Raw genomic sequence first — 24,978 nt, forward strand, 5'->3', positions numbered from 1 at the left:
CGGTTGGCTCGCCGCTGGGAGGCGCAGCCTCTCAGCGCGCGTAGCATGGCGCCCGTGGAACTGCGTCAGCTGCGGTATTTCGTCGCGGTCGCCGAGGAGCTGAACTTCGGCCGGGCCGCGGAACGGCTCCTCATCGCGGGCCCCTCGCTCTCCCAGCAGATCAAGGCCCTCGAACGGGACCTGGGAGTGCGGCTGTTCGACCGGGACCGCCGCTCGGTGTCGCTCACCGCGGCCGGCGCGGCCCTGCTGCCGCAGACCCGTGCCCTGCTGGAGGGCGCCGACGACCTGAAGCGGCAGGCCGGCCGGCTCTCGGGCTCCCGGGCGGTACGTCTCGGCTACGTCAACTGGCTTCCGCCCGACCTGAGTTCGCGTACGGCCGCGGTGGCCCAGGTGCACCTCGACGCCTGGGTCGCCCCCTCGCACACCCAGGCCGCCCGGGTCGCCGACGGCAGCCTGGACCTGGCGGTGTGCTGGGTGCGCGGCGAGGACCTCGCCCGCCTCGGGCTGCGCGCCCGGCTGATCGGCGCGGACCGCCTGTACGCCGTCGCCAAGGGCGGCGACAGCGGCGAGGTGCCGGATGTGGCGGCCCGGGACACCGACGTCCTCATCGACGGCGACGTCACCTCCTGGGCGTCGTGGAACGTCTACGGCGAGGAGCTGGCGCAGACCACCGGGGCCCGTACGGTCCGTATCTCCGACGGCGCGATCACCGGCCCCGCCTTCTTCGACCACGTGCGCCGCTGCACCCGCCCCGTCGTCAACTCCCCCAAGGGACAGACGAGTCTGCTGCCCTCGGACCTGGTGCGCCGCGAGATCGTCGGGCCCAAGGTCTACTGGACCTGGTCCCTGGTGTGGCGCGAGGGCGAGCGGCGCGACGCGGTCCTGGGCGTCGTCGACGCCCTGTGCGAGGACGTCGGCGATCTCGGTGTCCACGCCGCGGACGCGTGGCTGCCGGCGGACGACCCGCACGGCCGTTCAGGCCGCTGACGGTGCCGGTAGTTCCACGGTGATGCGGAGCCCGCCGGCGGAGCGCGGGGTGAGCGTGAGGGTTCCGTCGTGTGCCTCGGTGATGGTCCGGACGATGGCCAGGCCGAGGCCGACGCCCACATGATCGGTGTGGACGCGCTCGGTGCCGCGCTGGAACGGTTCGGTGAGGGTCGCGGCCACCTGCGGGGCGAGCTTCTCGCCGGTGTTCTCGACGGTGAGCACCACACTCCTGGCGCGGACGCCGGTGTCGACCCACACGGTGCCCTGTTCGGGCACGTTGTGGACGATCGCGTTGTGCACGAGGTTCATGGTCAGCTGCAGCAGCAGCGCCTGCGATCCGACGGTGGGGGAGACGTCGCCGGACGTCTCGATTCTGATGCCGCGCTTCTCCGCGAGCGGAAGCAGCGTCTCGGTGGCTTCCTCCGCCAGGAGGGACAGGTCGACGGGCTCCCGGGTGAAGGACCGCTGGTTGGCGCGGCTGAGCAGGAGCAGCGCTTCGGTGAGGTCGATGGCCCGGGTGTTGACGGCGTGGAGCCGGCCGATGATCTGGGCGCTGTCGTGGTGCGGGTCGGTGCGCGCGAGGTCGAGGAGCGTCTTCGAGATCGCCAGCGGGGTGCGCAGTTCGTGCGAGGCGTTGGCCGCGAACCTCTGCTGCTCGGCGACGTGCGCCTCGAGCCGCGCGAGCATCACGTCGAAGGCGTCGGCGAGTTCGCGGAACTCGTCCGCACGGCCCGGCAGCCGGATCCGGTGGGAGAGGGATCCGTGGGTGGCCGTGCGGGTGGCCTCCGTGATGCGGGTCAGGGGGGCGAGCATGCGGCCGGCCAGGAGCCAGCCTCCCACCAGGCCGAACACCAGCAGGAACGCCAGCGCGACGGCCGCGAACGGAGCGAATTCGCGTACGACGGCGAGGCGGTAGTTGGGCACCATGATGAGCCCGACGTGCGGCACATGGTTCAGGAACACCCAGCCGGCCGCGAGCAGCAGGAGGCCGGCCAGCACGAGGAATCCGGCGTAGCTGAGGGTGAGTTTGAGGCGGACGCTCAACCCGGGCCGCCTATCCACGGTCCCGGCCCTCCCGCCCGGCCCGGGGCGCCGTGCCGATGCGGTATCCGGCACCCGGCACGGTGGCGATGATCCAGGGTTCGCCGAGGCGCTTGCGCAGGGCCGAGACGGTGATGCGTACGGCGTTGGTGAACGGGTCGGCGTTGGCGTCCCACGCGCGTTCCAGGAGCTCCTCGGCGCTGACCACACCGCCCTCGGCGGCGACGAGGACCTCGAGCACCGCGAACTGCTTCCGGGTCAGGGCGACATAGCGCCCGTCGCGGTGCACCTCGCGGCGGAACGGGTCCAGCCGCAGCCCCGCGGTCTCCCGTACGGGGGGCCTGATGTGGGCGCGCCTGCGGTCGAGCGCCCGGAGCCTGAGAGCGAGCTCCTGGAGTTCGAAGGGCTTCGTGAGGTAGTCGTCGGCGCCGAGTTCGAACCCGGAGGCCTTGTCGTCGAGGCGGTCGGCCGCGGTGAGCATGAGGATGGGCATGCCGCTGCCGGAGGCGACGATGCGTTCGGCGATCTCGTCGCCGGACGGCCCCGGGATGTCGCGGTCGAGGACGGCGATGTCGTAGGTGTTGACGCTCAGCAGCTCCAGGGCGCTGTCGCCGTCGCCCGCGATGTCGGCCGCGATCGCCTCCAGGCGCAGGCCGGCGCGGATCGCCTCGGCCAGATAGGGCTCGTCCTCGACAATCAGCACACGCATGCTCCCCACGCTACGAGGCGGCGCATATCGCGGGCATATCGAAATCCGCATACGCCCCGGCAACACCGCGCCGCCTTCACTGGCGGCATGACGCGAACCCGCCCGCACCACCCGGCCGGCCCGCTCGGGGCGCCGACGGCACTCGTCGCCACCCTCGGACACGCCTTGCCGAAGGACTCGTTCTCCGGGGCGCCGGCACGCTCGAACCTTCGTCGCGGCGGGCGCCGTGGTGCGCTCGGCGAGGACGAACCGCGCGCCCACACGATCGACAGGGGCGGCCCGCGTACGGGTGCCGCCCCCGCCCAGGACCTGAGGATGCAGCAGTGACCAGTACGTTCCACACGGACACCCCCACCGGGCGTGAGGGCGGGCGCGGAGCCGGAACCCGGCGCGGGCGCCTCCGCCGCGCGATCACCGCCGGCTCCCGTCCCGGGCCCTGGAGGCGCGGCCCGGTGCTCGCGGCGCTGGCGCTGCTGCTCGGCCTGCTCCTGGCGCTGCACAGGGAGATCCCGAACCGGTTCGGGAACCTCGGCAGCCTGGTGGAGACCTTCCTGCCCTGGTTCGGCCTGTTCGTCCCGGTGCTGCTGGCCGCGGCGCTGTGGCGCCGCTCCGCCTCGGCGGTGGTCGCGCTGTCGCTGCCGGTCGTGGTGTGGCTGAACCTCTTCGGCGGGCTGCTCGGCGACAGGTCCCACCAGGGCGGCGATCTCACCGTCGTCAGCCAGAACGTCGACGCCGGCAACCCCGACCCGGCCGCCACCGCACGCGACCTGGCCGGCTCCGGGGCGGACGTGCTGGCCCTGGTGGAGCTGAGCGAGCGGGCCGGGCCGGTGTACGAGCGGGGGCTGGCGAAGGCGTACCCGTACCACGCGGTGCTCGGCACCGTCGGACTGTGGAGCAGGCTGCCGCTGTCGCACATCCGGCCGGTCGACGACGGGATGGACTACGGGCCGCTGGCGGCCACGCAGCCGGCCGACGCCAAGTCGGCCTCGACCCGGGCGCTGCGCGCCACGGTGGCCACGCGGCAGGGTCCGCTGGCGGTGTACGTGGCCCACCTGGGCTCCGTGCGGGTGAATCCCCGGGCGGGCTTCTCGACGGCCCAGCGGGACCGGGGCGCGCAGGCGCTCGCCCAGGCCGTCGCCGCCGAGCGGAACGAGCGGGTGGTGCTGCTCGGCGACCTCAACGGCACCCTCGACGACCGCGCGTTCGCCGCCCTCGCCTCACGGCTGCGCTCGGCCCAGGAGGTGGCCGGGGAGGGGTTCGGCTTCAGCTGGCCGGCGGCGTTCCCGGTGGCGCGGATCGACCAGGTCCTCGTTCGCGGTGTCCGGCCGGAGCGTTCGTGGGTGCTGCCGGACAACGGCAGCGACCACCTGCCGGTGGCCGCCGCGATCAGCGGGTGACCGCTCGCGCTCACGCCCTCTGGCCTGCACTGCGAGGCTGATCCTCGCAGGCAGGAGGAAACCGGTCCCGTGCGCACCCCCGCCGGCCTTTGACGCTGCGGGGCCGACGGCCTACGGTCCAAATAGTCGACCGGTCGTCTAGTGAACCGGTCCCTCCTCCGGAGAAGGTCACCATGAGCACGCAGAACCAGAAGGTCGCGATCGTCACCGGCGCCTCGCAGGGCATCGGCGCCGCCCTCGTCGAGGGCTACCGCAAGCTCGGTCACGCGGTCGTCGCGACCTCGCGCACCATCGCCCCGGTCGACGACGCGGACGTCCTGACCGTCCAGGGCGACATCGCCGACCCGGCCACGGCGGAGCGCGTGGTCGCGGCCGCCGTCGAGCGGTTCGGCCGTATCGACACGCTGGTCAACAACGCGGGCGTCTTCGTCGCCAAGCCGTTCACGGACTACACGGCCGAGGACTACGCCGCCGTGACCGGCATCAACACCGCCGGCTTCTTCCACATCACCCAGCGGGCCGTGCCGCACCTGCTGGCCCAGGGCGGCGGGCACATCGTCAGCATCACCACCAGCCTGGTCGACAACGCGGACGCCAACGTCCCCTCCGTACTGGCCTCGCTGACCAAGGGCGGGCTGCAGTCCGCGACCAAGTCCCTCGCCATCGAGTACGCCACCCGCGGGCTGCGCGTCAACGCCGTGTCGCCCGGCACCGTGAAGACGCCCATGCACCCCGAGGAGACCCACGACGTCCTCGCCGGGCTGCACCCGGTGGGCCGGATGGGCGAAGTGAGCGACATCGTGGACGCGGTGCTCTTCCTGGAGACGGCGCCGTTCGTCACCGGCGAGATCCTGCACGTCGACGGCGGTATGAGCGCCGGACACTGACGATCGCTGACGACCCGTCAAGCAGGCGGACAAGGAGCACACATGACCACCACAGCCGACGACGAAAAGATCCTCGGTGCCGTACTCGACCGCTGGAAGGCCGGGGTCGACGCGCACCGGCCCGAGCACGTCGCCGCGACGTTCACCGAGGACGCCCTCTTCCAGGGCCTGCACCCCTACAGCGTCGGACGGCCGGGCGTCGCCGCCTACTACGACTCCCAGCCCCTGGGGATGAAGGCGGCGTACCGCATCCTGGAGACCCGGCGGCCCGCCGACGGCCTCGTCCTCGGCTACCTGGACGTCGAGTTCACCTTCACGGACCGGCCCGCCCTGCCCGTGAAGCTCTCGGTGTTGGCCACCCGGGTGGGAGACGATTGGCTCATCAGCCACTACCAGGTCTCCCGCCTCGACTAGCCCGGTCCACGCGAGCGGCCCCGGGGCGCGGCCAAGGAAGGGTCCACCATGACCGACCTGCGCCTCGGTGTCCTCGGCTTCGGACTGCGCGGTTCCCTCGCCCGGGTCGCCCACCGCCCCGGCGAGGGCGCCCGCGTCACCGTCGTCGCGGACCACGACCCGGCGTGCCGCACACGGGCCGCCGAGCAGATCGAGGGGGTGCGGACGGTCGACGACCACCGCAAGGTGATCGAGGCCCCGGACGTCGACGCCGTGCTGATCCTCACCCCGGACCACACCCACGCCGACCTCGCGTGCGCGGCCCTGCGCGCGGGCCAGGCCGTCTTCGTGGAGAAGCCCCTGGACATCACCGTGGAGCGCTGCGACCGGATCCTGCGCACGGCCCGCGAGACGGGCACGCGCCTCTACGTCGGCCACAACATGCGGCACATGCCGGTGATCCGCCGGATGCGGGAGATCATCGCGCGCGGCGACATCGGTACCGTCAGGACGGTGTGGGTGCGCCACTTCGTAGGCCACGGCGGCGACTTCTACTTCAAGGACTGGCACGCCGAACGCCGCTACACCACCGGCCTGTTGCTGCAGAAGGGCGCCCACGACCTCGACGTGGTGCACTGGCTGGCCGGCGGCTGGACCCGTCAGGTGCAGGCCTTCGGCGACCTCATGGTCTACGGCGACAACCCGCACCGCCGCGCCCCCGGCGAGCCCAAGAGCGCCGACTGGTACACGGAGGAGGGCCGTTGGCCGCCGCACACCCAGCGCGCCCTCAACCCGGTGATCGACGTCGAGGACGTGTCGCTGGTCAACATGCGCCTGGACAACGGGGTGCTGGCCGCCTACCAGCAGTGCCACTTCACCCCCGACTACTGGCGCAACTACACCGTCATCGGCGACGCGGGCCGCCTGGAGAACTTCGGCGACATCCCCGGGGGAGCGGTGCGGGTGTGGAACGCCCGCCGCTCGGGCTACCGCGCCGAGCCCGACGCCGAGTACCGGGTGTCCGAGCCCGTGGACGACGCCGAGCACGGCGGCGCGGACCCGCTGATCATCGACGAGTTCCTGCGCTTCGCTCGGGAGGGCGGGGCCACCGACACCTCGCCGGTGGCCGCGCGGATGGCCGTGGCGGCCGGGTACGGGGCCACCGTGTCGCTGCGCGCGGGAGGCACCGTGGAGGAGGTGCCGCCGCCGGACGCGGACCTCGTGGCCTACTTCGATCGAGGGCAGGGGTGACGGGCAGGGTTGACGGGCCGAAGGCGACGGACCAGGGGCGACGGGGCGGGTGTGAAGCGGATCTGGGGCGCGGCTTAAGAAATCCTCGATGGACCCGGGGCGGTGCGGTGCGGCAGATTGCTGGGTGATTCCACCCCCCACCCCCGGATGCGGGCTGTTCCGGCATGCCCGCATCCGGCCCCTCGAGCACAGGAGCCGTACGTGAAGGCGCTGGTCAAGCAGAAGGCGGAGCCGGGGCTGTGGCTCGCGGACGTTCCGGAGCCCGCGGTCGGACACGGCGACGTACTGATCAAGGTGCTGCGTACCGGTATCTGCGGCACCGACCTGCACATCCGGGCCTGGGACGGCTGGGCCCGGCAGGCGATCAGCACCCCGCTGGTGGTCGGGCACGAGTTCGTCGGTGAGGTCGTGCAGACCGGCCGGGACGTCTCGGACATCGCCGTCGGCGACCGGGTCAGCGGTGAGGGCCACCTGGTGTGCGGCAAGTGCCGCAACTGCCTGGCCGGGCGGCGCCATCTGTGCCGGTCCACGATCGGGCTCGGCGTCGGCCGGGACGGGGCCTTCGCGGAGTACGTCGCCCTGCCCGCGTCGAACGTGTGGGTGCACCGGGTGCCCGTCGACCTCGACGTGGCGGCGATCTTCGACCCGTTCGGCAACGCGGTGCACACCGCGCTCTCCTTCCCGCTGGTCGGCGAGGACGTGCTGATCACCGGTGCCGGGCCGATCGGCCTGATGGCCGCCGCGGTGGCCCGCCACGCCGGTGCCCGCAACGTCGTCGTCACCGACGTCAGCGAGGAGCGCCTGGAGCTGGCCCGCAAGATCGGCGTGAGTCTCGCCCTGAACGTGTCGCGGGCCGAGATCGCGGACGGGCAGCGGGAGCTGGGGCTGCGCGAAGGCTTCGACATCGGCCTGGAGATGTCCGGCAGGCCCGAGGCCATGCGCGACATGATCGCCAACATGACGCACGGCGGCCGCATCGCCATGCTCGGCCTGCCCGCCGAGGAGTTCGCGGTCGACTGGGCCCGCGTCGTCACCTCGATGATCACCGTCAAGGGCATCTACGGGCGTGAGATGTTCGAGACCTGGTACGCGATGTCGGTGCTGCTGGAAGGCGGCCTCGATCTGTCGCCCGTGATCACCGGCCGGTACGGCCACCGCGACTTCGAGGCGGCGTTCGCCGACGCGGCGAGCGGCCGCGGCGGCAAGGTCATCCTCGACTGGACCGCGTAACCCCCTTTCGGCGACGGCTTTTTAGGAGCTTCCCCCATGTTCGACTCCGTGCGTGACGACCTGCGCGCCACCCTCGACGAGATCCGCGCCGCCGGCCTGCACAAGCCCGAGCGCGTGATCGGCACCCCGCAGTCCGCGACCGTGAACGTCACCGCGGGCGGCCGCCCCGGCGAGGTCCTCAACTTCTGCGCCAACAACTACCTCGGCCTGGCCGACCACCCCGAGGTCGTCGCCGCCGCACACGAGGCCCTGGACCGCTGGGGCTACGGCATGGCCTCGGTCCGGTTCATCTGCGGCACCCAGGAGGTGCACAAGGAGCTGGAGGCGCGCCTGTCGGCCTTCCTCGGCCAGGAGGACACGATCCTCTACTCCTCCTGCTTCGACGCCAACGGCGGCGTCTTCGAGACGCTGCTGGGCCCCGAGGACGCGGTCATCTCCGACGCCCTCAACCACGCGTCGATCATCGACGGCATCCGCCTGTCCAAGGCCCGCCGCTTCCGCTACGCCAACCGTGATCTCGCGGACCTGGAGAAGCAGTTGAAGGACGCGGCCGACGCCAGGCGCCGGCTGATCGTCACGGACGGCGTCTTCTCCATGGACGGCTACGTGGCCCCGCTGGCGGAGATCTGCGACCTCGCCGACCGCTACGACGCCATGGTCATGGTCGACGACTCGCACGCCGTCGGCTTCGTCGGCCCCGGCGGTCGCGGCACCCCCGAGCTGCACGGTGTCATGGACCGCGTCGACATCATCACCGGCACCCTCGGCAAGGCGCTCGGCGGCGCCTCCGGCGGCTACGTCGCCGCGCGCGCCGAGATCGTGGCCCTGCTGCGCCAGCGCTCGCGGCCGTACCTGTTCTCCAACACCCTCGCCCCGGTGATCGCCGCGGCCTCCCTCAAGGTCCTCGACCTGCTGGAGTCGGCGGACGACCTGCGCGTCCGCCTCGCCGGGAACACGGCGCTGTTCCGCCGCCGGATGGTGGAGGAGGGCTTCGAGATCCTCCCCGGCGACCACGCCATCGCCCCCGTGATGATCGGCGACGCGTCGGTGGCAGGCCGCATGGCGGAGCTGCTCCTGGAGCGCGGCGTGTACGTGATCGGCTTCTCCTATCCGGTGGTCCCGCAGGGCCAGGCCCGCATCCGCGTCCAGCTGTCCGCGGCGCACTCGACGGAGGACGTCAACCGGGCGGTGGACGCGTTCGTCGCCGCGCGGGCCGAGCTGGAGGGCTGAGCTGGAGGGCTGAGCGCTCCGCCGGGTTCCGCGGAGCGGGCGGCCGAGCGTCCGCCGCGTGCCGCGTGCCGCGTGCCGCGTGCCGCGTGCCGTGTGCCGCGTGCCCGGGGGCCACGGGTCTGGGCAGAGCGCGTACCGGCCTCCGTGGCGCCGGTGCGCCGGGCGTCCGCCGAGCCCCGCGGGGGCCGGTGAGCCGCGTGCGTACCGGGTTCCGCGCGCGGCTTGCGATAATCGGACCCATGATCGAAGCGCGGCGGCTGCACATCCTCCGTGCGGTGGCCGACCACCGCACGGTGACGGCGGCTGCCGCCGCGCTGTACCTCACGCCCTCCGCGGTCTCCCAGCAGCTGACGGCACTGGAGCAGGAGACCGGCCACCGGCTGGTCGAACGCGGCGCCAAGGGCGTACGGCTCACCCCGGCCGGCGAGATCCTGCTCAGCCACACCAACGCGGTCCTCGCCCAGCTGGAGCGGGCCGAGGCGGAGCTCGCCGCGTACGGCTCGGGCGCCGCCGGCACCGTCACCGTCGCCTCCTTCGCGACCGGCATCGCCCAGGTCGTCGCTCCCGCGCTGGCCCGCCTCGCCGAGTCGGCACCCGGCATCCGCATCCGCGTCCAGGACGCCGAGGGGGACGCCAGCCTGCCGATGGTGCTGGACCGGCAGGTCGACGTCGCCGTCGCGGTCGAGTACCGGGGTGCGCCACCGGCCGACGATCCGCGCCTGACCCACGTCCCGCTCTACGCCGAGCCCTTCGACGCCGTCGTGCCGGTCACCCACCGCCTGGCCGACGCGGCCGAGGTGCCGCTGGCCGAGCTGGCCAAGGACCCGTGGATCGGCCCCTACCCCGGCAATCCCTGCCACGAGGTGGTGGTGCTGGCCTGCGAGGCGGCCGGCTTCCAGCCCCGCCTGGAGCACTCCTCGGACGACTTCCGCGCGGTCGTGGCGCTCGCCTCCGCCGACGCGGGCGTGGCACTGGTCCCGCGTTCGGCCCTGCGGGGCACGGACCTGACGGGCGTGGTCGTACGGCCCGTCGACGGGGTGGCGCCCACCCGGCGGGTGTTCGCGGCGGTACGGCGAGGCGCGGAGGAGCATCCGCTGATCCGCCCGGTGCTGACGGCGCTGGGCGAGGCGGCGCGGGCGTAGAAGCCCGCCTCCGTCCTGCCGCTCCGTCCTTTCTGTTTCACCCCTGCTATTCCATCCCTGATATGGGATAGCATCCCGGATATGAAACAGGATGTCGCCGGCGCCGGGCCGGATCCCGTCGATGCCCGGCTCGGTGGCCGGCTGGCCGAGCTGCGGGCCGAACGGGGCTGGTCCCTGGGCGAGTTGGCGGAGCGCAGCGGCGTCAGCCGGTCGACCCTCTCCCGCGCCGAACGCGCGGAGATCAGCCCGACCGCCTCCCTCCTGAACCGCCTGTGCGGCGTCTACGGACGGACCATGTCCCAGCTGCTCAGCGAGGTCGAGGCGGAGCCCGCCCAGCTGGTGCGGGCCGCCGGACAGCAGGTCTGGCAGGACACGGCCTCCGGTTTCGTACGGCGGTCCGTCTCGCCCCCGCACGCCGGACTGCGCGGCGAACTCGTGGAAGGACGGCTGTCCGCGGGGGCGGACATCGCCTACGACCGCCCGCCCGTGCCCGGCCTGGAACAGCACATCTGGGTGCTGGAGGGGGCGCTCGCGGTGACGGCGCGGGACGTGGAGCACCACCTCGCCACCGGGGACTGCCTGCGGCTGCGGGTGTGGGGGCCGACGCGGTTCCGGTGCGCGGGAGACGAGGACGTGCGCTACGTGCTGGCGGTGGTGCTGCCGTGACCACGGACGTGACCGTGACCCGCCTGGCCGCCGGTGAACCGCACGCGCGCGTGGAGCAGTTGGCGGACCTCCTCGTCGACACCGTGGACAGCGGCGCCTCGGTGGGCTTCCTCGCACCGCTCGACCGGGCGCAGGCCCTCGCCTGGTGGAAGGAGCGCGCGACGGGCGTCGCCGCCGGGCAGCTCGCGGTGTGGACGGCACAGGACGGGGACCGGGTGCTGGGCACCGTCACCCTGGCCTTCCCGGACAAACCCAACAGCCGCCACCGCGCCGAACTGGTCAAGCTGATGGTGCACCGGGACGCTCGGGGCCGCGGTCTCGGCCGCCGCCTCCTGGCCACCGCCGAGACGGCGGCGGCCGCGGCCGGCATCACGCTCCTGCACCTCGACACCGAGACCGGCAGCCCCGCCGAGCGCCTCTACGACGCGGCGGGCTGGACCCGGATCGGTGCCATACCGGACTACGCGGCCGCGCCGGACGGCGCCCTGCGCCCGACGTCGATCTACTTCAAGAAACTGAGCCCGTCCGCACCCTGCCCGTCCGCTCCGACCAGGTCATTGTCAGTGGCAGCGGCTACGGTGCTGGACATGCCGGACGCCGAAGACGTACGCCGTATCTGCCTCGCCCTGCCGGACACGACGGAGAAGATCGCCTGGAGCATGCCCACCTTCCGGGTCGCGGGCAAGATGTTCGCCACGCTGCCCGAGGACGAGACGTCCATCGCCGTGCGCTGTCCCAAGGAGGAGCGCGACGAACTGGTGCTGGCCGAGCCGAGGAAGTTCTGGATCGCCGACCACGAGGCGATGTTCGCCTGGGTGAGAGCCCGCCTCTCCGCCGTCGAGGACGAGACCGAACTGCGCGACATCCTGGCCGACTCCTGGCGCCAGGCGGCCCCGTCCCGGCTGCTCGACGCCTACCCGGAGCTGGGCGTCCCACGGGAGTGAAAACGCGTCGAGCGTCGTCGGTGGCGCGTGGCATGCTCGGGAGGGGAGCGGGAGCCGGGGCGGAAGGGGCCCCCGGGCGGGGAGGGGACGTACAGGGTGAGCGCGGGTCAGGACGGCCGTGACATCGCCGCCGGCGCGACGGCGTGGCGACCGGCGGGGCGATACCCGGTGTGGTCCCGGGACTTCGGCCTGTTCTTCGTCGCCCGCGCCGTCGCCCGGCTCGGCGACACGATGCTCCCCGTCGCCCTCGCCGCAGGCCTGCTGCAACACGGCTACGGGGCCGGCGCGGTCGGACTCGCCATGGCCGCGACGGCCGCCGCCTTCGCCGGCCTGGTCGTCTTCGGCGGCGTCATCGCCGACCGCTTCAGCACCCGCAAACTGATGATCGGCGCCGACCTGGTGCGCCTCGGCACGCAGTCCGTCGCCGCCGCGCTGTTCTCCTCCGGCCACGTCGTGCTCTGGCAGATCTGCGCCATCGGCTTCGCCAACGGTGTCGCGGGCGCCGTCTTCCAGCCCGGCGTCGCCAGCACGGTGCCCCGGCTCGCCTCCGACGTCCAGGGCGCGAACGGCGCGATACGCATCGCCGAGTCCGCCGCCCAGCTCGCCGGCCCGGCCGCCGCGGGCCTGCTGGTCGGCTTCGCCTCTCCGGGCGGCGTCTTCGCGGCCCACGCCGCCACCTACGCGATCAGCGCCCTGTGCCTGCTGTCGCTCCGCCTGCCCCCGCTCGCCCCGGGCACCGGCGCGCCGGGCCACGGCGGCTCCGGCGCGTTCCGCGCCGACCTGATCGAGGGCTGGCACGCATTCCGGTCCCGTACGTGGCTGTGGGGCGTCATCGCCGTCTGGTGCGTCTACATGATCGCCGTGTGGGGGCCGACGGTCCCGCTCGTGGCCACCGAGGTGGTCCAGCAGCACGGCCCACGCGCCTACGGCCTGGTCAACTCGGCCCTCGGCGGCGGCACGGTGGTCGGCGGCCTGCTCGCCCTGCGTCTGCGCCCCCGCCGCATGCTCCGCGCCGGAGCGATCTCCCTCTTCGCCTTCGCCGGCTTCCCGGCGACGGTCGGCGCGGGTCTCGGTGTCCCGCTGATGGCGGCCGGAGCGGCCGCCGCCGGTGCCGGCATGTCCTTCTGGGGCGTCATGTGGGCCACCAGCGTCCAGACGCAGGTCCAGCCCGACGTCCTCAACCGCATCCACGCCTACGACGTGGCCGGGTCGCTGGCGATGATGCCGGTCGGGCAGGCCCTGGCGGGCCCCGCGGCCACCGCGTTGGGCGCCGGCCACGTCCTCCTCGTCTCCGCGGCGATGAGCCTCGCCGTCCCCGTCGCCCTGCTCGCGGTCCCGGCGATCCGCGACCTGATCCGCGCCGACGCGGCGAGGCCGATCTCGGCACCCGGTTCGCCGCGCGAGCGGCCCTGCGCCGAGCCGACGGCCGGCTGACGGCCCGAGGGGGATGACCGGCGCGGGCGGGCGCCGCCCAAAAGCCATGCACGACCACCGACCCGAGTGCGGTATGGTTTCTGTGCACGTCCGGCCGGGGGAAACCCCAGGTCAGACAGGCACCGGGACGTGGCGCAGCTTGGTAGCGCACTTGACTGGGGGTCAAGGGGTCGCAGGTTCAAATCCTGTCGTCCCGACGGTGCGAGGGGTCTTCCCCGGCGACAGCCTGGGAGGGCCCTTCTTGCGTGCTCATGGCTCCCCTGCTCACCCGCACGACCGCCGCCACCTTCCCGCTCGTCACCGGCCGCCGGCCGCACACCGCCCGCATGGAGCGGGCATCCGCTCCCGGCTCACTCTCTCAAGTGAGCCGGACTCCGGCAGGCTGGTCCAGCACGTCGCCCGGGGCGGCGAGCCCGACCCGCAGCTCGGCCCACCGGTCGGTCTCGCCGGAGTGCACGTCCACGCCGCAGCGGGCCGCGAGCGCGGTGACGATGCCGAGGCCGCGGCCGTGCTCGTCCGGGTCGAGGGGACAGGGCGAGAGGCCGGCCGGGTCCGCGGGCCCTCTGTCGGTCACCCCGACCCGCACGGCGCCGCTGCCCTCCAGCTCGGTGCGCGAGAGCCGGAGTGTCGCCGGGGGCAGGGCGTGCACGATCGCATTGGTGAGCAGCTCCGAGACCAGGAGCAGTACGTCTTCCGTGCTGTCCGCGTCCAGGTGCCAGTCGGAGAGGACGGTACGTACACGTCGGCGTACGGCCCGGACGGCCCCCGGGTCGTGCGGGAGCGCGAAGACGTGCTCAGCTTCCCCCCGAGGCGCGGCGGTGAGCTGCGCTGTCGTCATGTCTCCTCCTCGGGGAAACGCTGAGGGCCGTGGGCCGGACGTGACGGCACGCTAGGGAGGGAAACGCGACAGGTCAACGAATCGCGGTCGGCATTACCGAACGACAGTCCCGCACAAGGACAACCCGGACTACCATCGCGTCATGGCCGGACCGGTCCAGTCCATCGAACGAGCCGCGGCGATCCTGCGCCTGCTCGCGGGGGGATCCCGTCGCATGGGGCTGGGCGAGGTCGCGTCGTCGCTCGGCCTGGCCAAGGGCACCGCCCACGGAATCCTGCGCACCCTGCAGCACGTGGACTTCGTGGAGCAGGACCCGGAGACCGGGAAGTACCAGCTCGGGGCGGCCCTGCTGCACCTCGGCACCAGCTACCTCGACATCAACGAACTGCGTTCGCGCTCCATCAACTGGGCCGACGCACTGGCCGCCCGCAGCGGGGAGGCCGTACGCCTGGGCACGCCCCTGGAGGGCAAGGTGCTCGTCATCCACCACGTCTTCCGGCCGGACGACACGCTGCAGACCCTGGACGTCGGAGCGCTGCTGCCGTTGCACGCCTCCTCGCTGGGCAAGGTGCTCCTGGCCTACGGGGTCACGCCCGTCGACGCCGTGCTGGAGGCCGAACCGGAGGCGTACACCCGGCACACCCTGGTCCACCCGGAGAGCCTCGACCGGGCGCTGGCCGAGATACGCGATCTCGGCTGGGGCGCCGAGGTGCAGGAGATGAGCATGGGCGAAGCCGGAGTCGCCGCGCCGATCCGGGGCCAGGGCGGTCTGGTGGTGGGCGCGATCGGGGTGTCCGGCGCCGTCGAGCGGATCTGCGACACCAAAGGCCGGCCTCAACCGGCGCTGATCACCGTGCTGCGGGAGGCGGCACGCGCGATCTCCAGAGACCTGGGTGCGGCCCGCTGGTAGGCCCCCAGCCCCCAGCACCTCCGCGACACACCGGAAGGCAGGGCCGATCATGGTTGAGCGGTACGTGATGTCCATCGATCAGGGCACCACCTCCACGCGGTGCATCCTGTTCGACCACGGCGGGAGGCTGGTGTCGGTCGCCCAGCGCGAGCACCAGCAGTACTTCCCGCGTCCCGGCTGGGTGGAGCACGACGCCGTCGAGATCTGGCGCAACCTGCAGCGCGTCGTGCCCGAGGCCCTGTCGAACGCCGGGATCGACGCGTCGCAGATCTCGGCCATGGGCATCGCCAACCAGCGCGAGACGACGGTGCTGTGGGACCGGCGGACAGGAGTACCCCTCGGCAAGGCGATCGTCTGGCAGGACACCCGCACCGCCCCCCTCGTCGACGAACTGCGGCGGCAGCCCGGGGACGAGTACTTCCTCGAACGCTGCTGCCTGCCCCCCTCGACCTACTTCTCCGCGCCCCGTATCCGCTGGCTGTTCGACCACGTCGACGGGCTGGAGCAGCGCGCCCGGGACGGCGAGGTGCTGTTCGGCACGATGGAGAGCTGGCTGGTCTGGAACCTCACCGGAGGCCCGGACGGCGGCGTGCACATCACCGACGCCACCAACGCCAGCCGCACCATGCTCATGGACATCCGCACGCTGACCTGGGACAAGGAGCTGCTGGACTTCTTCGGCGCGCCACGCGCGATGCTGCCGGAGATCCGCTCCTCGGCGGAACGGTACGGCGAGGCCCGCGCGCTGCTCCCGGGCGTGCCCATCACGGCCGCGCTCGGCGATCAGCAGGCCGCCCTGTTCGGGCAGACCTGCTTCTCGCCGGGCGAGGCCAAGTGCACGTACGGCACCGGCAGCTTCCTGGTGATGAACACCGGCACCGACCTCGTGCGCTCCCAGCACGGGCTCCTCACCACCGTCGCCTACAAGATCGCGGACCAGCCCACGATCTACGCGCTGGAAGGCCCGATGGCCGTGACCGGATCGCTGGTCCAGTGGTTCCGCGACCGGCTCGGCCTGATCCACACCGCGCCCGAGATCGAGACCCTGGCGCGCACCGTGGAGGACAACGGCGGCTGCTACATCGTTCCCGCGTTCTCCGGTCTGTTCGCACCGCACTGGCGCAGCGACGCCCGTGGCGTCATCGTCGGCCTCACCTCGTACATCACCAAGGGGCATCTGGCCCGGGCCGTGCTGGAGGCCACCGGATGGCAGACCCGCGAGGTCGTCGACGCCATGAACGCCGATGCCGGACTCGCCCTGAAACAGCTCAAGGTCGACGGCGGCATGACCTCCGACCACCTGCTCATGCAGATCCTCGCCGACGTGCTCGACGTTCCCGTCGTACGGCCCCTGGTCGCCGAGACGGTGTCGCTCGGCGCCGCCTACGCGGCCGGCCTGGCGGCCGGTTACTGGCCCGACCTGGAGGTCCTGCGCCGCAACTGGCACCGCGCCGCCCAGTGGCTGCCGGACATGGAACCCGAACGACGGGAGTGGGAGTACGAGAGCTGGAAGCTCGCCGTCGAGCGGTCCCTGGGGTGGGTCCGGCCGCCCAGGACCTCCTGACGGACCGGTGGTCAGGGCCGGTCCCGCAGGACCGGCCTCAGCGCGTCGAGGACCGAGGCGTCCTCGATCGTCGGGGGTACGGCCTCGTCGCGGCCGTCGGCGATCCCCCGCATCGTCCTGCGCAGGATCTTGCCCGAGCGGGTCTTCGGCAGGGCCGGCACGATCGCCACGTCGTGGAAGGCCGCCACCGGCCCGACGTCGCGCCGTACGGCTGCGATCAGCTCGGTCCGCAGCTCGTCGTCGTCCGGTGCGGCGCCGGCCTTGAGGACGACCAGGCCGAAGGGGACATGACCCTTCAGGGGGTCGGGAACACCGATCACCGCGCATTCGGCGACCGCGGGATGGGTGGCGAGGGCCGCCTCGATCGCGCCGGTGGACAGGCGGTGTCCGGCCACGTTGATCACGTCGTCGGTGCGGCCCATCACGAACAGATAGCCGTCGTCGTCGATGTATCCGGAGTCGCCGGTGTGGTAGTAGCCGGGAAAGCGGCTGAGATAGGACTCCACGAACCTGTCGTCGTCGCCCCACAGGCTCGCCAACGCGCCTGGCGGCAGGGGGAGTTTGATGACGATCTCGCCCTCGTGCCCGGGCTCCCGCGGCCGTCCTTCGGCGTCGACCACGCGGACGTCCCACCCCGGCACGGGCACCGTGGCCGAACCCGGCTTCGTCGGCATCGGCTCCAGCCCGCGCGGGTTCGCCGCGATCGGCCAGCCCGTCTCGGTCTGCCACCAGTGATCGGTGACCGGCACACCCAGGGCCTCCGAGGCCCACTGGAGCGTCTCCGGGTCCAGCCGCTCGCCCGCGAGGAACAGCGCGGCCAGGGACGAGATGTTGTACGCGGCGACCTCGGCGGCCTTCGGGTCGACCTTCTTGATCGCCCGGATCGCGGTCGGCGCCGTGAAGATCGTCTTGACCCCGTACTCCTGGACGATCCGCCAGAACGCCCCCGCGTCCGGAGTGCCGACCGGTTTGCCCTCGTAGACGACCGTGGTCGCGCCGACCAGCAGCGGGGCGTAGACGATGTAGCTGTGGCCGACGACCCAGCCGACGTCCGAGATCGTCCAGAAGACGTCGCCGGCGTGCACGTCGTAGATCGCGCCCATCGACCAGGCGAGCGCGACGGCATGGCCGCCGGTGTCCCGCAGGACCCCCTTGGGCCTACCGGTCGTGCCGGAGGTGTAGAGGATGTAGAGCGGTTCGGTGGCCGCCACGGAGACCGGGTCCGCCGGGTCCGCCGCGGGGACGACGTCGTCCCAGTCGAGGTATCCGGGACCCAGCTCGGCCCGCAGGGTGTCGCGTTGGAGCATCAGCGTGTGGTCGGGCCGGTGTTCGCCCATCCCCAGCGCCTCGTCGAGGACCGGCTGGTACGCCACGACCCGCGTCGGTTCGATCCCGCACGACGCCGCCACGACGACCTTGGGCCGCGCGTCCTGGATGCGTGCCGCCAGCTCCTTCGGCGCGAACCCGCCGAACACCACCGAGTGCACGGCGCCGATCCGGGCACAGGCCAGCATCGTCATCACGGCCTCGGGCACCATCGGCATGTAGACGACGACACGATCGCCCTTGCCGACCCCCACCGCCCGCAACGCCCCCGCCACCCGGGCGACCTCGTCGCGCAGCTCGCGATAGGTGAACGACCGCTTGGCGGGCACCATCGCCGAGTCCCAGATCAGTGCCGTGCGCTCGCCGAAGCCGCGTGCCACGTGCCGGTCGAGCGCGTTGGCGCAGGTGTTCAGCCGGCCGTCGGGGAACCACCGGTGGAACGGCGCCCGGGTCTCGTCGAGCGCGCGGGTCGGCTCGACGTCCCAGTCGATCAGCCCGGCGGTCCGGAGCCAGTAGCCGTCCGGATCCGCCAGGCTGCGCTCGTAGTTCCTCGCATGTTCTCCCACGGTGCGATCCTTTCCACGACTCCGGACGCCCGCCGCCGCGGACCGTCCACCGCTCCAGTGTCGGGTGCGGACACGATCACGAACAGTGTGCCGCGGCACCGTGACGGCGGGCATGCCGTCGCCGGGTCCGGTCAGGCGCCCGGCAGGATGCCGGTACGGGCCACCTGGGAGTACCAGCGGGCGCTGGCCTTGGGGATGCGGGTGCCGGTGGGGTAGTCGACGTAGACGGCGCCGAAGCGCTTGCTGTAGCCGTAGCCCCACTCGAAGTTGTCCAGCAGGGACCACAGGAAGTAGCCGCGCACGTCCGCACCCTCCTTGATGGCCTGGTGCACGGCGGACAGGTGGCCGCGGACGTAGGCGATCCGGTCGGGGTCGTTCACCCGGCCGGACGGGTCGGCGTAGTCGTCGAAGGCCGCTCCGTTCTCCGTGATGACCAGCGGCAGGTCGGGGAACGCGGACGACAGCCGGCGAAGGAGGTCGTACAGACCCGTGGGGTCCACCGCCCAGCCCATGGCCGTCGTGTCGCCGGGGGGCTGGTGGAAGGCGACCAGGTCCGCGCCGGGCCAGGGGCTGTGGGTGCTCCTGCCGTGCCCGTCCGCGTTGTGCGTGCCGCTGCCGTCGGCCTGCGAAACCAGCGTGGGCGTGTAGTAGTTGACGCCGAGGAAGTCCAGCGGCCGGTGGATCCGCTCCAGGTCGCCCTCGCGCACGAAGGACCAGTCGGTCAGCGCCGCGGTGTCCTTCAGCAGGTCCTCCGGATACGCGCCCTGCAGCATCGGGCCGGTGAAGACCCGGTTGGCGAGGGCGTCGATCCGGCGGGCGGCGTCGGTGTCGGCGTCGCCGCCGGTGAGCGGGCGGACCTCGTGGAAGTTGAGGGTCACCGAGCACTGGGCGTTTGCGGGCAGCGCGGCGCGCAGCGCCTGCACGGCCAGGCCGTGCCCCAGGCCGAGGTGGTGGGCGGCCCGCAGGGCGGCGACCGGGTCGGTGCGGCCGGGGGCGTGGACACCGGAGCCGTAGCCGAGGAAGGCGCTGCACCAGGGCTCGTTGAGCGTGGTCCAGATCCTCACCCGGTCCCCGAGGGCGTCCGCGGCGATGGCCGCGTACTCGGCGAACCGCTCGGCGGTGACCCGCTCGGGCCAGCCTCCCGCGTCCTCCAGCTCCTGCGGCAGATCCCAGTGGTAGAGCGTGGCCACCGGGGTGATGCCCTTGGCCAGCAGGTCGTCGACGAGACGGCGGTAGAAGTCCAGGCCCTTCTGGACGGCCGGGCCGCGGCCGGTCGGCTGGATCCGGGGCCAGGCGAGGGAGAACCGGTAGGCGCCGAGGCCGAGTTCGGCCAGCAGCGCGACGTCCTCGCGCCAGCGGTGGTAGTGGTCCGTGGCGATGTCGCCGGTGTCGCCGTTGCGGACGCGGCCGGGGGTGTGCGCGTAGGTGTCCCAGATGGAGGGGGTGCGGCCGTCCTCGGCCGTCGCGCCCTCGATCTGGTACGAGGCGGTCGCGGAGCCCCAAAGGAAGCCGTCGGGGAAGACGCGTGCCGCGTCCGGGGCAGGGCCGCCATGTCGTGCTGCGGTGACCACGTGGATCCTCTCATGGGGTGGATGTGTCGCGGGGTGCGAAGGGATACGGGCGGGGTGGGACCGGTGCCTCGGCGCCGGGCCGGTGGGGGAGGCCGGCGCCGCGCCCTTGGCGTGGGCCGGCCCTGCCACCGCGCCGGGGGAGACGGTCAGCCCTTGACCGCGCCGGCCATGATCCCGCTGACGATCTGGCGGCCGAAGACGATGAACATCGCCAGCAGCGGCAGGGTGCCGAGCAGCGCGCCCGCCATGATCAGCGACTGGTCGCGGACGTAGCCGGCGCTGAGCTGGGTGAGCGCGACCGGCACGGTCGGGTTGGTCATGTCGAGCACCACGAAGGGCCAGAAGAAGTCGTTCCAGGCGTGCACGAACGTGATCATGAACAGCACGGACATCGCGGGCCGCGCGACCGGGAGCACGATGCTCCAGAAGATGCGCAGCGAGTGCGCTCCGTCCACCCGGGCGGCCTCGACGAGCTCGTCCGGCAGGGCCTCGGCGAGGTACTGCCGCATGAAGAACACCCCGACCGCGCTCACCAGGGTGGGGAAGATGACGGCGGGCAGCTGCTGCGCCCATCCCAGCTCGGCCATCATCATGAACAGCGGTACGACGCCGAGTTGGGGCGGCACCATCATGGTGCCGATCACCAGCGTCAGCAGGATGGTGCGTCCCCTGAACCGCAGTTTGGCGAAGGCGAAGCCGGCCAGCGTCGCGAACAGCACCGTGGACAGGGCGATGACCCCGGCCACGATCAGGCTGTTGACCATGGCCTTGCCCATGGCCGCCTCGTCCCAGGCGCGGGCGAGGTTGTGGAACAGGTTGGAGCCCGGCAGGAAGGGCGGAGGCGTCTGACTGACACGGGTGTTGTCCGTGGAGGCCGCCACCATCGTCCAGTACAGCGGGAAGATCGACACGATCGCCATGACGGCGAGCAGGACGTAGCCGAGCGGGCCGATGTGGTGCTGGCGGCCGGCGCGCACACGCAGCAGCCGGCGGCCGCCGCCGGACGGTTTCGGGGCAGGGGTCCGGACCGGGCTGTCCGTGCGGACCGGAAGGGAGTTGACGGTCATGACGGCTCCTGGTCAGGGCGTGCGGGTGCGCAGCCGGCTGATCAGCCGCTGCGCCACGAAGACAAGGACGAGCAGCAGGAACATCGCCCAGGCGACGGTCGCGGCACGGCCCATCTGGTAGTTCTTCCAGCCCTCCTCGTACAGCAGCAGGCCCAGCGTCTGGTACTGGTTGGCCGCGCCGCCGGTGACCCCGTTGGGCCCCTGGCCGAAGATCAGCGGTTCACCGAAGAGCTGGGTGGCGCCGATGGTGGAGAGCACGATGGTGAAGACGATCGTGGAGCGGATCCCGGGCACGGTGACATGGGTGAACTGCTTCCACCGCGAGGCGCCGTCGATGGACGCCGCCTCGTAGCGCTCGGCCGGGATGGCCTGCATGGCCGCCAGGTACAGCAGCGCGTTGTAGCCGGTCCAGCGCCAGATCACCATGGTCGAAATGGCCACCTGGGCGGGCCACTTGTTCGCCTCCCAGTCCAGCGGGTGGACGCCGAACCAGCTGAGCACCCAGTTGATCATCCCGAAGTCGCGCTCGAAGAGCATGGTGAACACGAGGGCCGCCGCACCGACCGAGGTGGCGTACGGCACCAGCGACGCCACGCGGAAGAACAGCGAGGCGCGCATGCGGTAGTTGAGCAGGTGCGCCATGCCGAGCGCCATCAGCAGCTGCGGCACCGTGGAGATGACGCCGATGGTGACGGTGTTCTGCAGCGCGTTCCAGAACCGTGAGTCCTTGAACAGGTCGACGTAGTTGTCGAACGCCACCCACTGCATGGAGCCGAGGGTGGCCAGTTCCACGTGGTGCAGGGAGATCCAGGCCGTGTAGACCAGGGGGTAGAAGCTGAACGCGGCGAAGACCACGAAGAACGGCGCGACGAACGCGTACGGCGCGCCCTTGAGGTCGAGCCGGTGCAGCAGCGCGCTGCGCCGGCGGCCCGACGTGCCGCCGGGGGACGTCACGGGCGGACCGGTCGGCTCCTCGCCGGCCAGGGCGCGGGTGGTGGAGGTGGCCACCGGAGTTCCTTCCTGAGAGCGGATGACCGAGCCGGGCCCCGGGCGCGCCCGGCGGGGTGCGGACGCGCCCGGGGTGTCGAAGGGCCCGGGGGTCAGCCGACCGCCTTGTCGATGCGCTCGGCGGTGGTCTTCCACGCCTTGTCCCGCGCCTGGCCCTGCTCGACCAGCGCCAGGCCCTGGGTGAAGGTGTCCTTGATCGTGCCGTCCTTGCGGCCGAGCACCTGCTTGTCGGGGATCTCCCGCGCGGCGGCACCGAAGATCTGGCCGATCGGCGCGTCGCTGAAGTACGCGGAGGTGACGTTCTTGACGTCGTCCCGCTCCAGGGCCGTGCGGGAGGACGGGAAGTTGCCCAGCTTCTTGAAGATGTAGGCCTGTTGCTCCGGCGCGGTCAGCCAGGCGACGAGCTTCTGCGCCTCCGCCTTCACCGGGCTCTTCTCCGTCACGCCGAGGAAGGAGCCGCCCCAGTTGGCGCCCTTGGGGGCCTGGGCGACGTCCCACTTGCCCTTGTTCGCCGCGCCGGCCTTCTCGCTGATGTGGCTCAGCATCCAGGCCGGGCAGACCGCGGTGGCGAAGGTGCCGTTGGCCAGACCCGGGTCCCAGCCGGGCTGGAACTGGCGCAGCTTGGCGCTCAGCCCGGCGTCGGCGGCGTCCGCGGCAAGGTTCCAGGCCTGCTTGACGACCGGGTTCTTGTCGTAGATCAGGTCGCCGTTCTCGTCGTAGTACTGCTGCGGGTAGCCGTAGACCATGGCGTTGAACAGGCCGCTGACGGAGTCCATGTACGAGACGTGGCCGCCCTTGAAGTCCTTCTTGAAGGTGCGGCCGACCTCGACGTACTTCTTCCAGTCGCCCGCCCACAGCTTGCCGACCTGCTCGCGGTCGGTGGGCAGGCCGGCCTTGGCGAAGTAGTCCTTGCGGTAGCACACGGCCATCGGGCCCGCGTCGGTGCCGAGGCCCAGCACCTTGCCGTCCTTGGTGGTGATCTGGGACTGCTTCCAGGGCAGGAAGTGGTCGGTGCCCGGCGTCCCGGAGAAGTCGGCGAAGTTGGCCGCCTGCGTCTCGGTGATCTCCTTGGCGCGGCCGATCTCGATGCCCTGGATGTCCTTGAGGCCGTTGCCCGCGGCGAGATGGGTCTGCAGCGCGGTGTAGTACGTCTGCTCGTCGCCGGCTATCTCGGCCTTGATCCGGACGTCGGGGTGCTCCTTCTCGTACCGCTCGAGCAGGCCCGACTCCTTGAAGCCCATCACCCCGAACATGCCCATGGTGATGACGGTCTTGCCGTCCTTCTTGCCACCGCCCGTGGCCGAGCCGTCGCCGCTGCCGCAGCCGGCGACGAGTGCCAGCGCACCGACGGCCGCGAGCGCTGACGCCAGCCTCTTTCTGCCGAACGAAACGGGACTGCTCATGGATTTCCTCCTAGGCGGCGGCGCGGGCGCGACGAAATGACACGCTTTGCGACGACTGGTGCGGCTCTGATGAGGGGTGGGAACGTGCCCATTGATGCCCAAAAGAAAGGTGGGCACGTTCCCACCGATGCATGGCAGACTCACCGCAACAAGCCGATCTGTCAATGACTTGAAAGCGACGAGGAGCGATGAGCCCGGCCGCGTGCCCCTTCCTCCTGCCCGGTGCGAGGCCCGGCCGGCAGCGGCGTCTGCAAGAATCGGTGCTGGTCACCAGCGCGGCGTACGCCGCCGCGGCCACCGGGAGGGGAGCGCATGGCTGGGAATCGCCGTCCGACGATCAAGACGGTCGCCGCCCGCGCGGGAGTGGGCAGGACGACGGTCTCCCGGGTCGTCAACGGCTCGGATCTGGTCAGCGCCGACGCACGGGCCAGGGTCCTGGCGGCGATCAAGGAACTCAACTACGTCCCCAACACCGTCGCCCGCGGCCTCGTCACCAGCCGCACCAACGCGGTGGCCCTGGTCATCCCGGAGTCCGCGAGCCGCCTGGGCTCGGAACCGTTCTTCGCCGCGCTCATCCGGGGCGTCAGCGAGGCGCTCGCCGACAACCGGACGCAGCTCCAGCTGATGCTCGTCCGCGACCAGGCCGAGCGCGAGCAGCTCACCGAGTCGGTGGCGGCCCGCCGCGTGGACGGCGTCCTGCTGGTCTCCGTCCACGCCGACGACCCGCTGCCCGCGATGCTGGAGGACATGGGCCTGCCCACCGTGCTGGCCGGCCGCCGCGACGTCGGCGAGCGGCTGTCCTACGTCCACGCCGACAACGCCGGCGGCGCGGCGCAGGCCGTCCGGCACCTGCTCGACGGCGGGCGCACCAAGATCGCCACGATCGCGGGCCCCCTGGACATGGACGTCGGCCGCGCCCGCCTCGAAGGCTGGCGCACCGCCCACCACGAAGCGGGTGTGCAGGCAAGCCAAGTCCTGGTCGAGACGGGTGACTTCAGCTGGGAGAGCGGCAGCCGGGCCATGCATTCGCTTCTTGAACGCGTCCCCGATCTGGACGCCGTCTTCGCCGCCTCCGACCTCATGGCCCTCGGCGCCCTGGAAGAACTCCGCCGCCGGCAACGGCAGGTGCCCGGCGACGTCGCCGTCATCGGCTTCGAGGACTCCCTCGCCCGCTACGCCCACCCGCCCCTGACGACGGTGCGCCAGCCGGTGGAGGAGCTGGGCCGGACGATGGTCCGGATCCTCGGCGAGATCACCCGACAGGGGGCGGGGAGGCAGCAGTTGATGTTGCCCACGGAGCTGGTGGTGCGGGAGTCGGCCTAGTCTTCTGAGTCAGGAATTCTGTTCAGATGTGTAGGGTTGTGGGGTGGCGCGTACTGGGCGGCCGAAGGCCGAGTTGATCCTGTCGGATGAG

The 24,978-nt window shown here is 72.1% G+C and carries 23 protein-coding genes, 1 tRNA gene and 1 pseudogene; 17 read left to right on the forward strand and 8 right to left on the reverse strand.

Annotation, left to right across the window (positions count from 1 at the left end; all coding sequences use genetic code 11):
* Positions 1 to 45 precede the first annotated feature (45 nt).
* Complete coding sequence (locus ACIRPX_RS36340; protein WP_404203333.1) at positions 46 to 987, forward strand: LysR family transcriptional regulator; 942 nt, start codon at positions 46 to 48, stop codon at positions 985 to 987.
* Here the strand turns inward: ACIRPX_RS36340 and ACIRPX_RS36345 are convergent.
* Both ACIRPX_RS36345 and ACIRPX_RS36350 read right to left on the reverse strand, forming a co-directional pair.
* Complete coding sequence (locus tag ACIRPX_RS36345; protein WP_404203335.1) at positions 976 to 2,049, reverse strand: sensor histidine kinase; 1,074 nt, start codon at positions 2,047 to 2,049, stop codon at positions 976 to 978. The two genes, ACIRPX_RS36340 and ACIRPX_RS36345, sit on opposite strands and share 12 nt — an antisense overlap.
* Positions 2,042 to 2,737 carry a response regulator transcription factor gene (locus tag ACIRPX_RS36350; protein ID WP_404203337.1) on the reverse strand — a complete coding sequence of 232 codons (696 nt, stop codon included), beginning with the start codon at positions 2,735 to 2,737 and terminating at the stop codon, positions 2,042 to 2,044. Before ACIRPX_RS36350 ends, ACIRPX_RS36345 begins: the two co-directional genes overlap by 8 nt.
* Positions 2,738 to 2,824: 87 nt before the next feature.
* Here ACIRPX_RS36350 and ACIRPX_RS36355 point away from each other — a divergent pair, with 87 nt between their 5' ends.
* From ACIRPX_RS36355 to ACIRPX_RS36415, 13 genes and pseudogenes are all read left to right on the forward strand, one after another.
* Entirely contained in the window at positions 2,825 to 3,064 is a 240-nt protein-coding gene (locus ACIRPX_RS36355; protein WP_404203339.1) for a hypothetical protein, read from the forward strand.
* An 83-nt stretch (positions 3,065 to 3,147) separates the two neighbouring features.
* Entirely contained in the window at positions 3,148 to 4,134 is a 987-nt protein-coding gene (locus tag ACIRPX_RS36360; protein WP_404203386.1) for an endonuclease/exonuclease/phosphatase family protein, read from the forward strand.
* A 173-nt stretch (positions 4,135 to 4,307) separates the two neighbouring features.
* Entirely contained in the window at positions 4,308 to 5,021 is a 714-nt protein-coding gene (locus ACIRPX_RS36365) for an SDR family NAD(P)-dependent oxidoreductase (RefSeq protein WP_404203341.1), read from the forward strand.
* 42 nt (positions 5,022 to 5,063) lie between these two features.
* Positions 5,064 to 5,435 carry a YybH family protein gene (locus ACIRPX_RS36370; protein WP_404203343.1) on the forward strand — a complete coding sequence of 124 codons (372 nt, stop codon included), beginning with the start codon at positions 5,064 to 5,066 and terminating at the stop codon, positions 5,433 to 5,435.
* Positions 5,436 to 5,483: 48 nt separating this feature from the next.
* Complete coding sequence (locus ACIRPX_RS36375; protein WP_404203345.1) at positions 5,484 to 6,665, forward strand: Gfo/Idh/MocA family protein; 1,182 nt, start codon at positions 5,484 to 5,486, stop codon at positions 6,663 to 6,665.
* Between the two features lie 201 nt (positions 6,666 to 6,866).
* Positions 6,867 to 7,895 carry an L-threonine 3-dehydrogenase gene (tdh, locus tag ACIRPX_RS36380; protein ID WP_404203347.1) on the forward strand — a complete coding sequence of 343 codons (1,029 nt, stop codon included), beginning with the start codon at positions 6,867 to 6,869 and terminating at the stop codon, positions 7,893 to 7,895.
* A gap of 36 nt (positions 7,896 to 7,931) precedes the next feature.
* A complete protein-coding gene (locus ACIRPX_RS36385; protein ID WP_404203349.1) occupies positions 7,932 to 9,125 on the forward strand; it encodes a glycine C-acetyltransferase in 1,194 nt (397 codons plus the stop codon).
* Positions 9,126 to 9,364: 239 nt separating this feature from the next.
* Positions 9,365 to 10,267, forward strand: a complete 903-nt coding sequence (locus tag ACIRPX_RS36390) for a LysR family transcriptional regulator (protein ID WP_404203351.1) — start codon at positions 9,365 to 9,367, stop codon at positions 10,265 to 10,267.
* Positions 10,268 to 10,348: 81 nt separating this feature from the next.
* The gene (locus tag ACIRPX_RS36395; protein ID WP_404203353.1) at positions 10,349 to 10,933 is read left to right on the forward strand and encodes a helix-turn-helix domain-containing protein; all 585 of its coding nucleotides are present in this window, start codon (positions 10,349 to 10,351) and stop codon (positions 10,931 to 10,933) included.
* A gap of 8 nt (positions 10,934 to 10,941) precedes the next feature.
* Positions 10,942 to 11,466 (forward strand): annotated as a pseudogene (locus tag ACIRPX_RS36400) (GNAT family N-acetyltransferase); the annotation flags it as partial.
* Between the two features lie 54 nt (positions 11,467 to 11,520).
* Positions 11,521 to 11,877 (forward strand): MmcQ/YjbR family DNA-binding protein, encoded by a 357-nt coding sequence (locus ACIRPX_RS36405; RefSeq protein ID WP_404203388.1) that lies wholly within the window; start codon positions 11,521 to 11,523, stop codon positions 11,875 to 11,877.
* 96 nt (positions 11,878 to 11,973) lie between these two features.
* Positions 11,974 to 13,311, forward strand: a complete 1,338-nt coding sequence (locus ACIRPX_RS36410) for an MFS transporter (RefSeq protein WP_404203355.1) — start codon at positions 11,974 to 11,976, stop codon at positions 13,309 to 13,311.
* A gap of 123 nt (positions 13,312 to 13,434) precedes the next feature.
* Positions 13,435 to 13,508: transfer RNA gene (locus ACIRPX_RS36415), tRNA-Pro, on the forward strand.
* Between the two features lie 161 nt (positions 13,509 to 13,669).
* Here the strand turns inward: ACIRPX_RS36415 and ACIRPX_RS36420 are convergent.
* Complete coding sequence (locus ACIRPX_RS36420) at positions 13,670 to 14,149, reverse strand: ATP-binding protein (RefSeq protein ID WP_404203357.1); 480 nt, start codon at positions 14,147 to 14,149, stop codon at positions 13,670 to 13,672.
* A 142-nt stretch (positions 14,150 to 14,291) separates the two neighbouring features.
* Here ACIRPX_RS36420 and ACIRPX_RS36425 point away from each other — a divergent pair, with 142 nt between their 5' ends.
* Together ACIRPX_RS36425 and glpK are read left to right on the forward strand one after the other, a co-directional pair.
* Complete coding sequence (locus ACIRPX_RS36425; RefSeq protein WP_404203360.1) at positions 14,292 to 15,059, forward strand: IclR family transcriptional regulator; 768 nt, start codon at positions 14,292 to 14,294, stop codon at positions 15,057 to 15,059.
* A 49-nt stretch (positions 15,060 to 15,108) separates the two neighbouring features.
* A complete protein-coding gene (gene glpK / locus ACIRPX_RS36430) occupies positions 15,109 to 16,623 on the forward strand; it encodes a glycerol kinase GlpK (protein WP_404203362.1) in 1,515 nt (504 codons plus the stop codon).
* A gap of 11 nt (positions 16,624 to 16,634) precedes the next feature.
* Here the strand turns inward: glpK and ACIRPX_RS36435 are convergent, their stop codons facing one another.
* The 5 genes from ACIRPX_RS36435 to ACIRPX_RS36455 all read right to left on the reverse strand — a co-directional run bounded on the left by ACIRPX_RS36435 (position 16,635) and on the right by ACIRPX_RS36455 (position 23,564).
* Positions 16,635 to 18,515 (reverse strand): propionyl-CoA synthetase, encoded by a 1,881-nt coding sequence (locus ACIRPX_RS36435; protein ID WP_404203364.1) that lies wholly within the window; start codon positions 18,513 to 18,515, stop codon positions 16,635 to 16,637.
* Between the two features lie 131 nt (positions 18,516 to 18,646).
* Positions 18,647 to 20,086 carry a GH1 family beta-glucosidase gene (locus ACIRPX_RS36440; RefSeq protein ID WP_404203366.1) on the reverse strand — a complete coding sequence of 480 codons (1,440 nt, stop codon included), beginning with the start codon at positions 20,084 to 20,086 and terminating at the stop codon, positions 18,647 to 18,649.
* Positions 20,087 to 20,232: 146 nt separating this feature from the next.
* Complete coding sequence (locus ACIRPX_RS36445) at positions 20,233 to 21,153, reverse strand: carbohydrate ABC transporter permease (RefSeq protein WP_404203368.1); 921 nt, start codon at positions 21,151 to 21,153, stop codon at positions 20,233 to 20,235.
* A 12-nt stretch (positions 21,154 to 21,165) separates the two neighbouring features.
* Positions 21,166 to 22,161, reverse strand: a complete 996-nt coding sequence (locus ACIRPX_RS36450; protein WP_404203370.1) for a carbohydrate ABC transporter permease — start codon at positions 22,159 to 22,161, stop codon at positions 21,166 to 21,168.
* Between the two features lie 92 nt (positions 22,162 to 22,253).
* Complete coding sequence (locus ACIRPX_RS36455; protein ID WP_404203372.1) at positions 22,254 to 23,564, reverse strand: ABC transporter substrate-binding protein; 1,311 nt, start codon at positions 23,562 to 23,564, stop codon at positions 22,254 to 22,256.
* A 312-nt stretch (positions 23,565 to 23,876) separates the two neighbouring features.
* Between ACIRPX_RS36455 and ACIRPX_RS36460 the strand changes: the two genes are divergently transcribed.
* On the forward strand, positions 23,877 to 24,887 hold the full coding sequence (locus ACIRPX_RS36460) for a LacI family DNA-binding transcriptional regulator (protein WP_404203374.1): 1,011 nt from the start codon (positions 23,877 to 23,879) through the stop codon (positions 24,885 to 24,887).
* The last annotated feature ends 91 nt before the right edge of the window (positions 24,888 to 24,978 follow it).

It is taken from the genome of Streptomyces sp. NPDC101225 (assembly GCF_044767585.1).
Taxonomy (GTDB): Bacteria; Actinomycetota; Actinomycetes; order Streptomycetales; family Streptomycetaceae; genus Streptomyces.

Bases quoted from the DNA above. Each gene is read 5' to 3' on its own strand.
- ACIRPX_RS36355 (WP_404203339.1), top strand. From the start codon at position 2,825: ATGACGCGAACCCGCCCGCACCACCCGGCCGGCCCGCTCGGGGCGCCG.
- ACIRPX_RS36340 (WP_404203333.1), top strand. From the start codon at position 46: ATGGCGCCCGTGGAACTGCGTCAGCTGCGGTATTTCGTCGCGGTCGCC.
- ACIRPX_RS36385 (WP_404203349.1), top strand. From the start codon at position 7,932: ATGTTCGACTCCGTGCGTGACGACCTGCGCGCCACCCTCGACGAGATC.
- ACIRPX_RS36405 (WP_404203388.1), top strand. From the start codon at position 11,521: ATGCCGGACGCCGAAGACGTACGCCGTATCTGCCTCGCCCTGCCGGAC.
- ACIRPX_RS36375 (WP_404203345.1), top strand. From the start codon at position 5,484: ATGACCGACCTGCGCCTCGGTGTCCTCGGCTTCGGACTGCGCGGTTCC.
- ACIRPX_RS36445 (WP_404203368.1), bottom strand. From the start codon at position 21,153: ATGACCGTCAACTCCCTTCCGGTCCGCACGGACAGCCCGGTCCGGACC.
- ACIRPX_RS36425 (WP_404203360.1), top strand. From the start codon at position 14,292: ATGGCCGGACCGGTCCAGTCCATCGAACGAGCCGCGGCGATCCTGCGC.
- ACIRPX_RS36350 (WP_404203337.1), bottom strand. From the start codon at position 2,737: ATGCGTGTGCTGATTGTCGAGGACGAGCCCTATCTGGCCGAGGCGATC.
- ACIRPX_RS36365 (WP_404203341.1), top strand. From the start codon at position 4,308: ATGAGCACGCAGAACCAGAAGGTCGCGATCGTCACCGGCGCCTCGCAG.
- ACIRPX_RS36370 (WP_404203343.1), top strand. From the start codon at position 5,064: ATGACCACCACAGCCGACGACGAAAAGATCCTCGGTGCCGTACTCGAC.
- glpK (WP_404203362.1), top strand. From the start codon at position 15,109: ATGGTTGAGCGGTACGTGATGTCCATCGATCAGGGCACCACCTCCACG.
- ACIRPX_RS36455 (WP_404203372.1), bottom strand. From the start codon at position 23,564: ATGAGCAGTCCCGTTTCGTTCGGCAGAAAGAGGCTGGCGTCAGCGCTC.
- ACIRPX_RS36395 (WP_404203353.1), top strand. From the start codon at position 10,349: ATGAAACAGGATGTCGCCGGCGCCGGGCCGGATCCCGTCGATGCCCGG.
- ACIRPX_RS36460 (WP_404203374.1), top strand. From the start codon at position 23,877: ATGGCTGGGAATCGCCGTCCGACGATCAAGACGGTCGCCGCCCGCGCG.
- ACIRPX_RS36390 (WP_404203351.1), top strand. From the start codon at position 9,365: ATGATCGAAGCGCGGCGGCTGCACATCCTCCGTGCGGTGGCCGACCAC.
- ACIRPX_RS36420 (WP_404203357.1), bottom strand. From the start codon at position 14,149: ATGACGACAGCGCAGCTCACCGCCGCGCCTCGGGGGGAAGCTGAGCAC.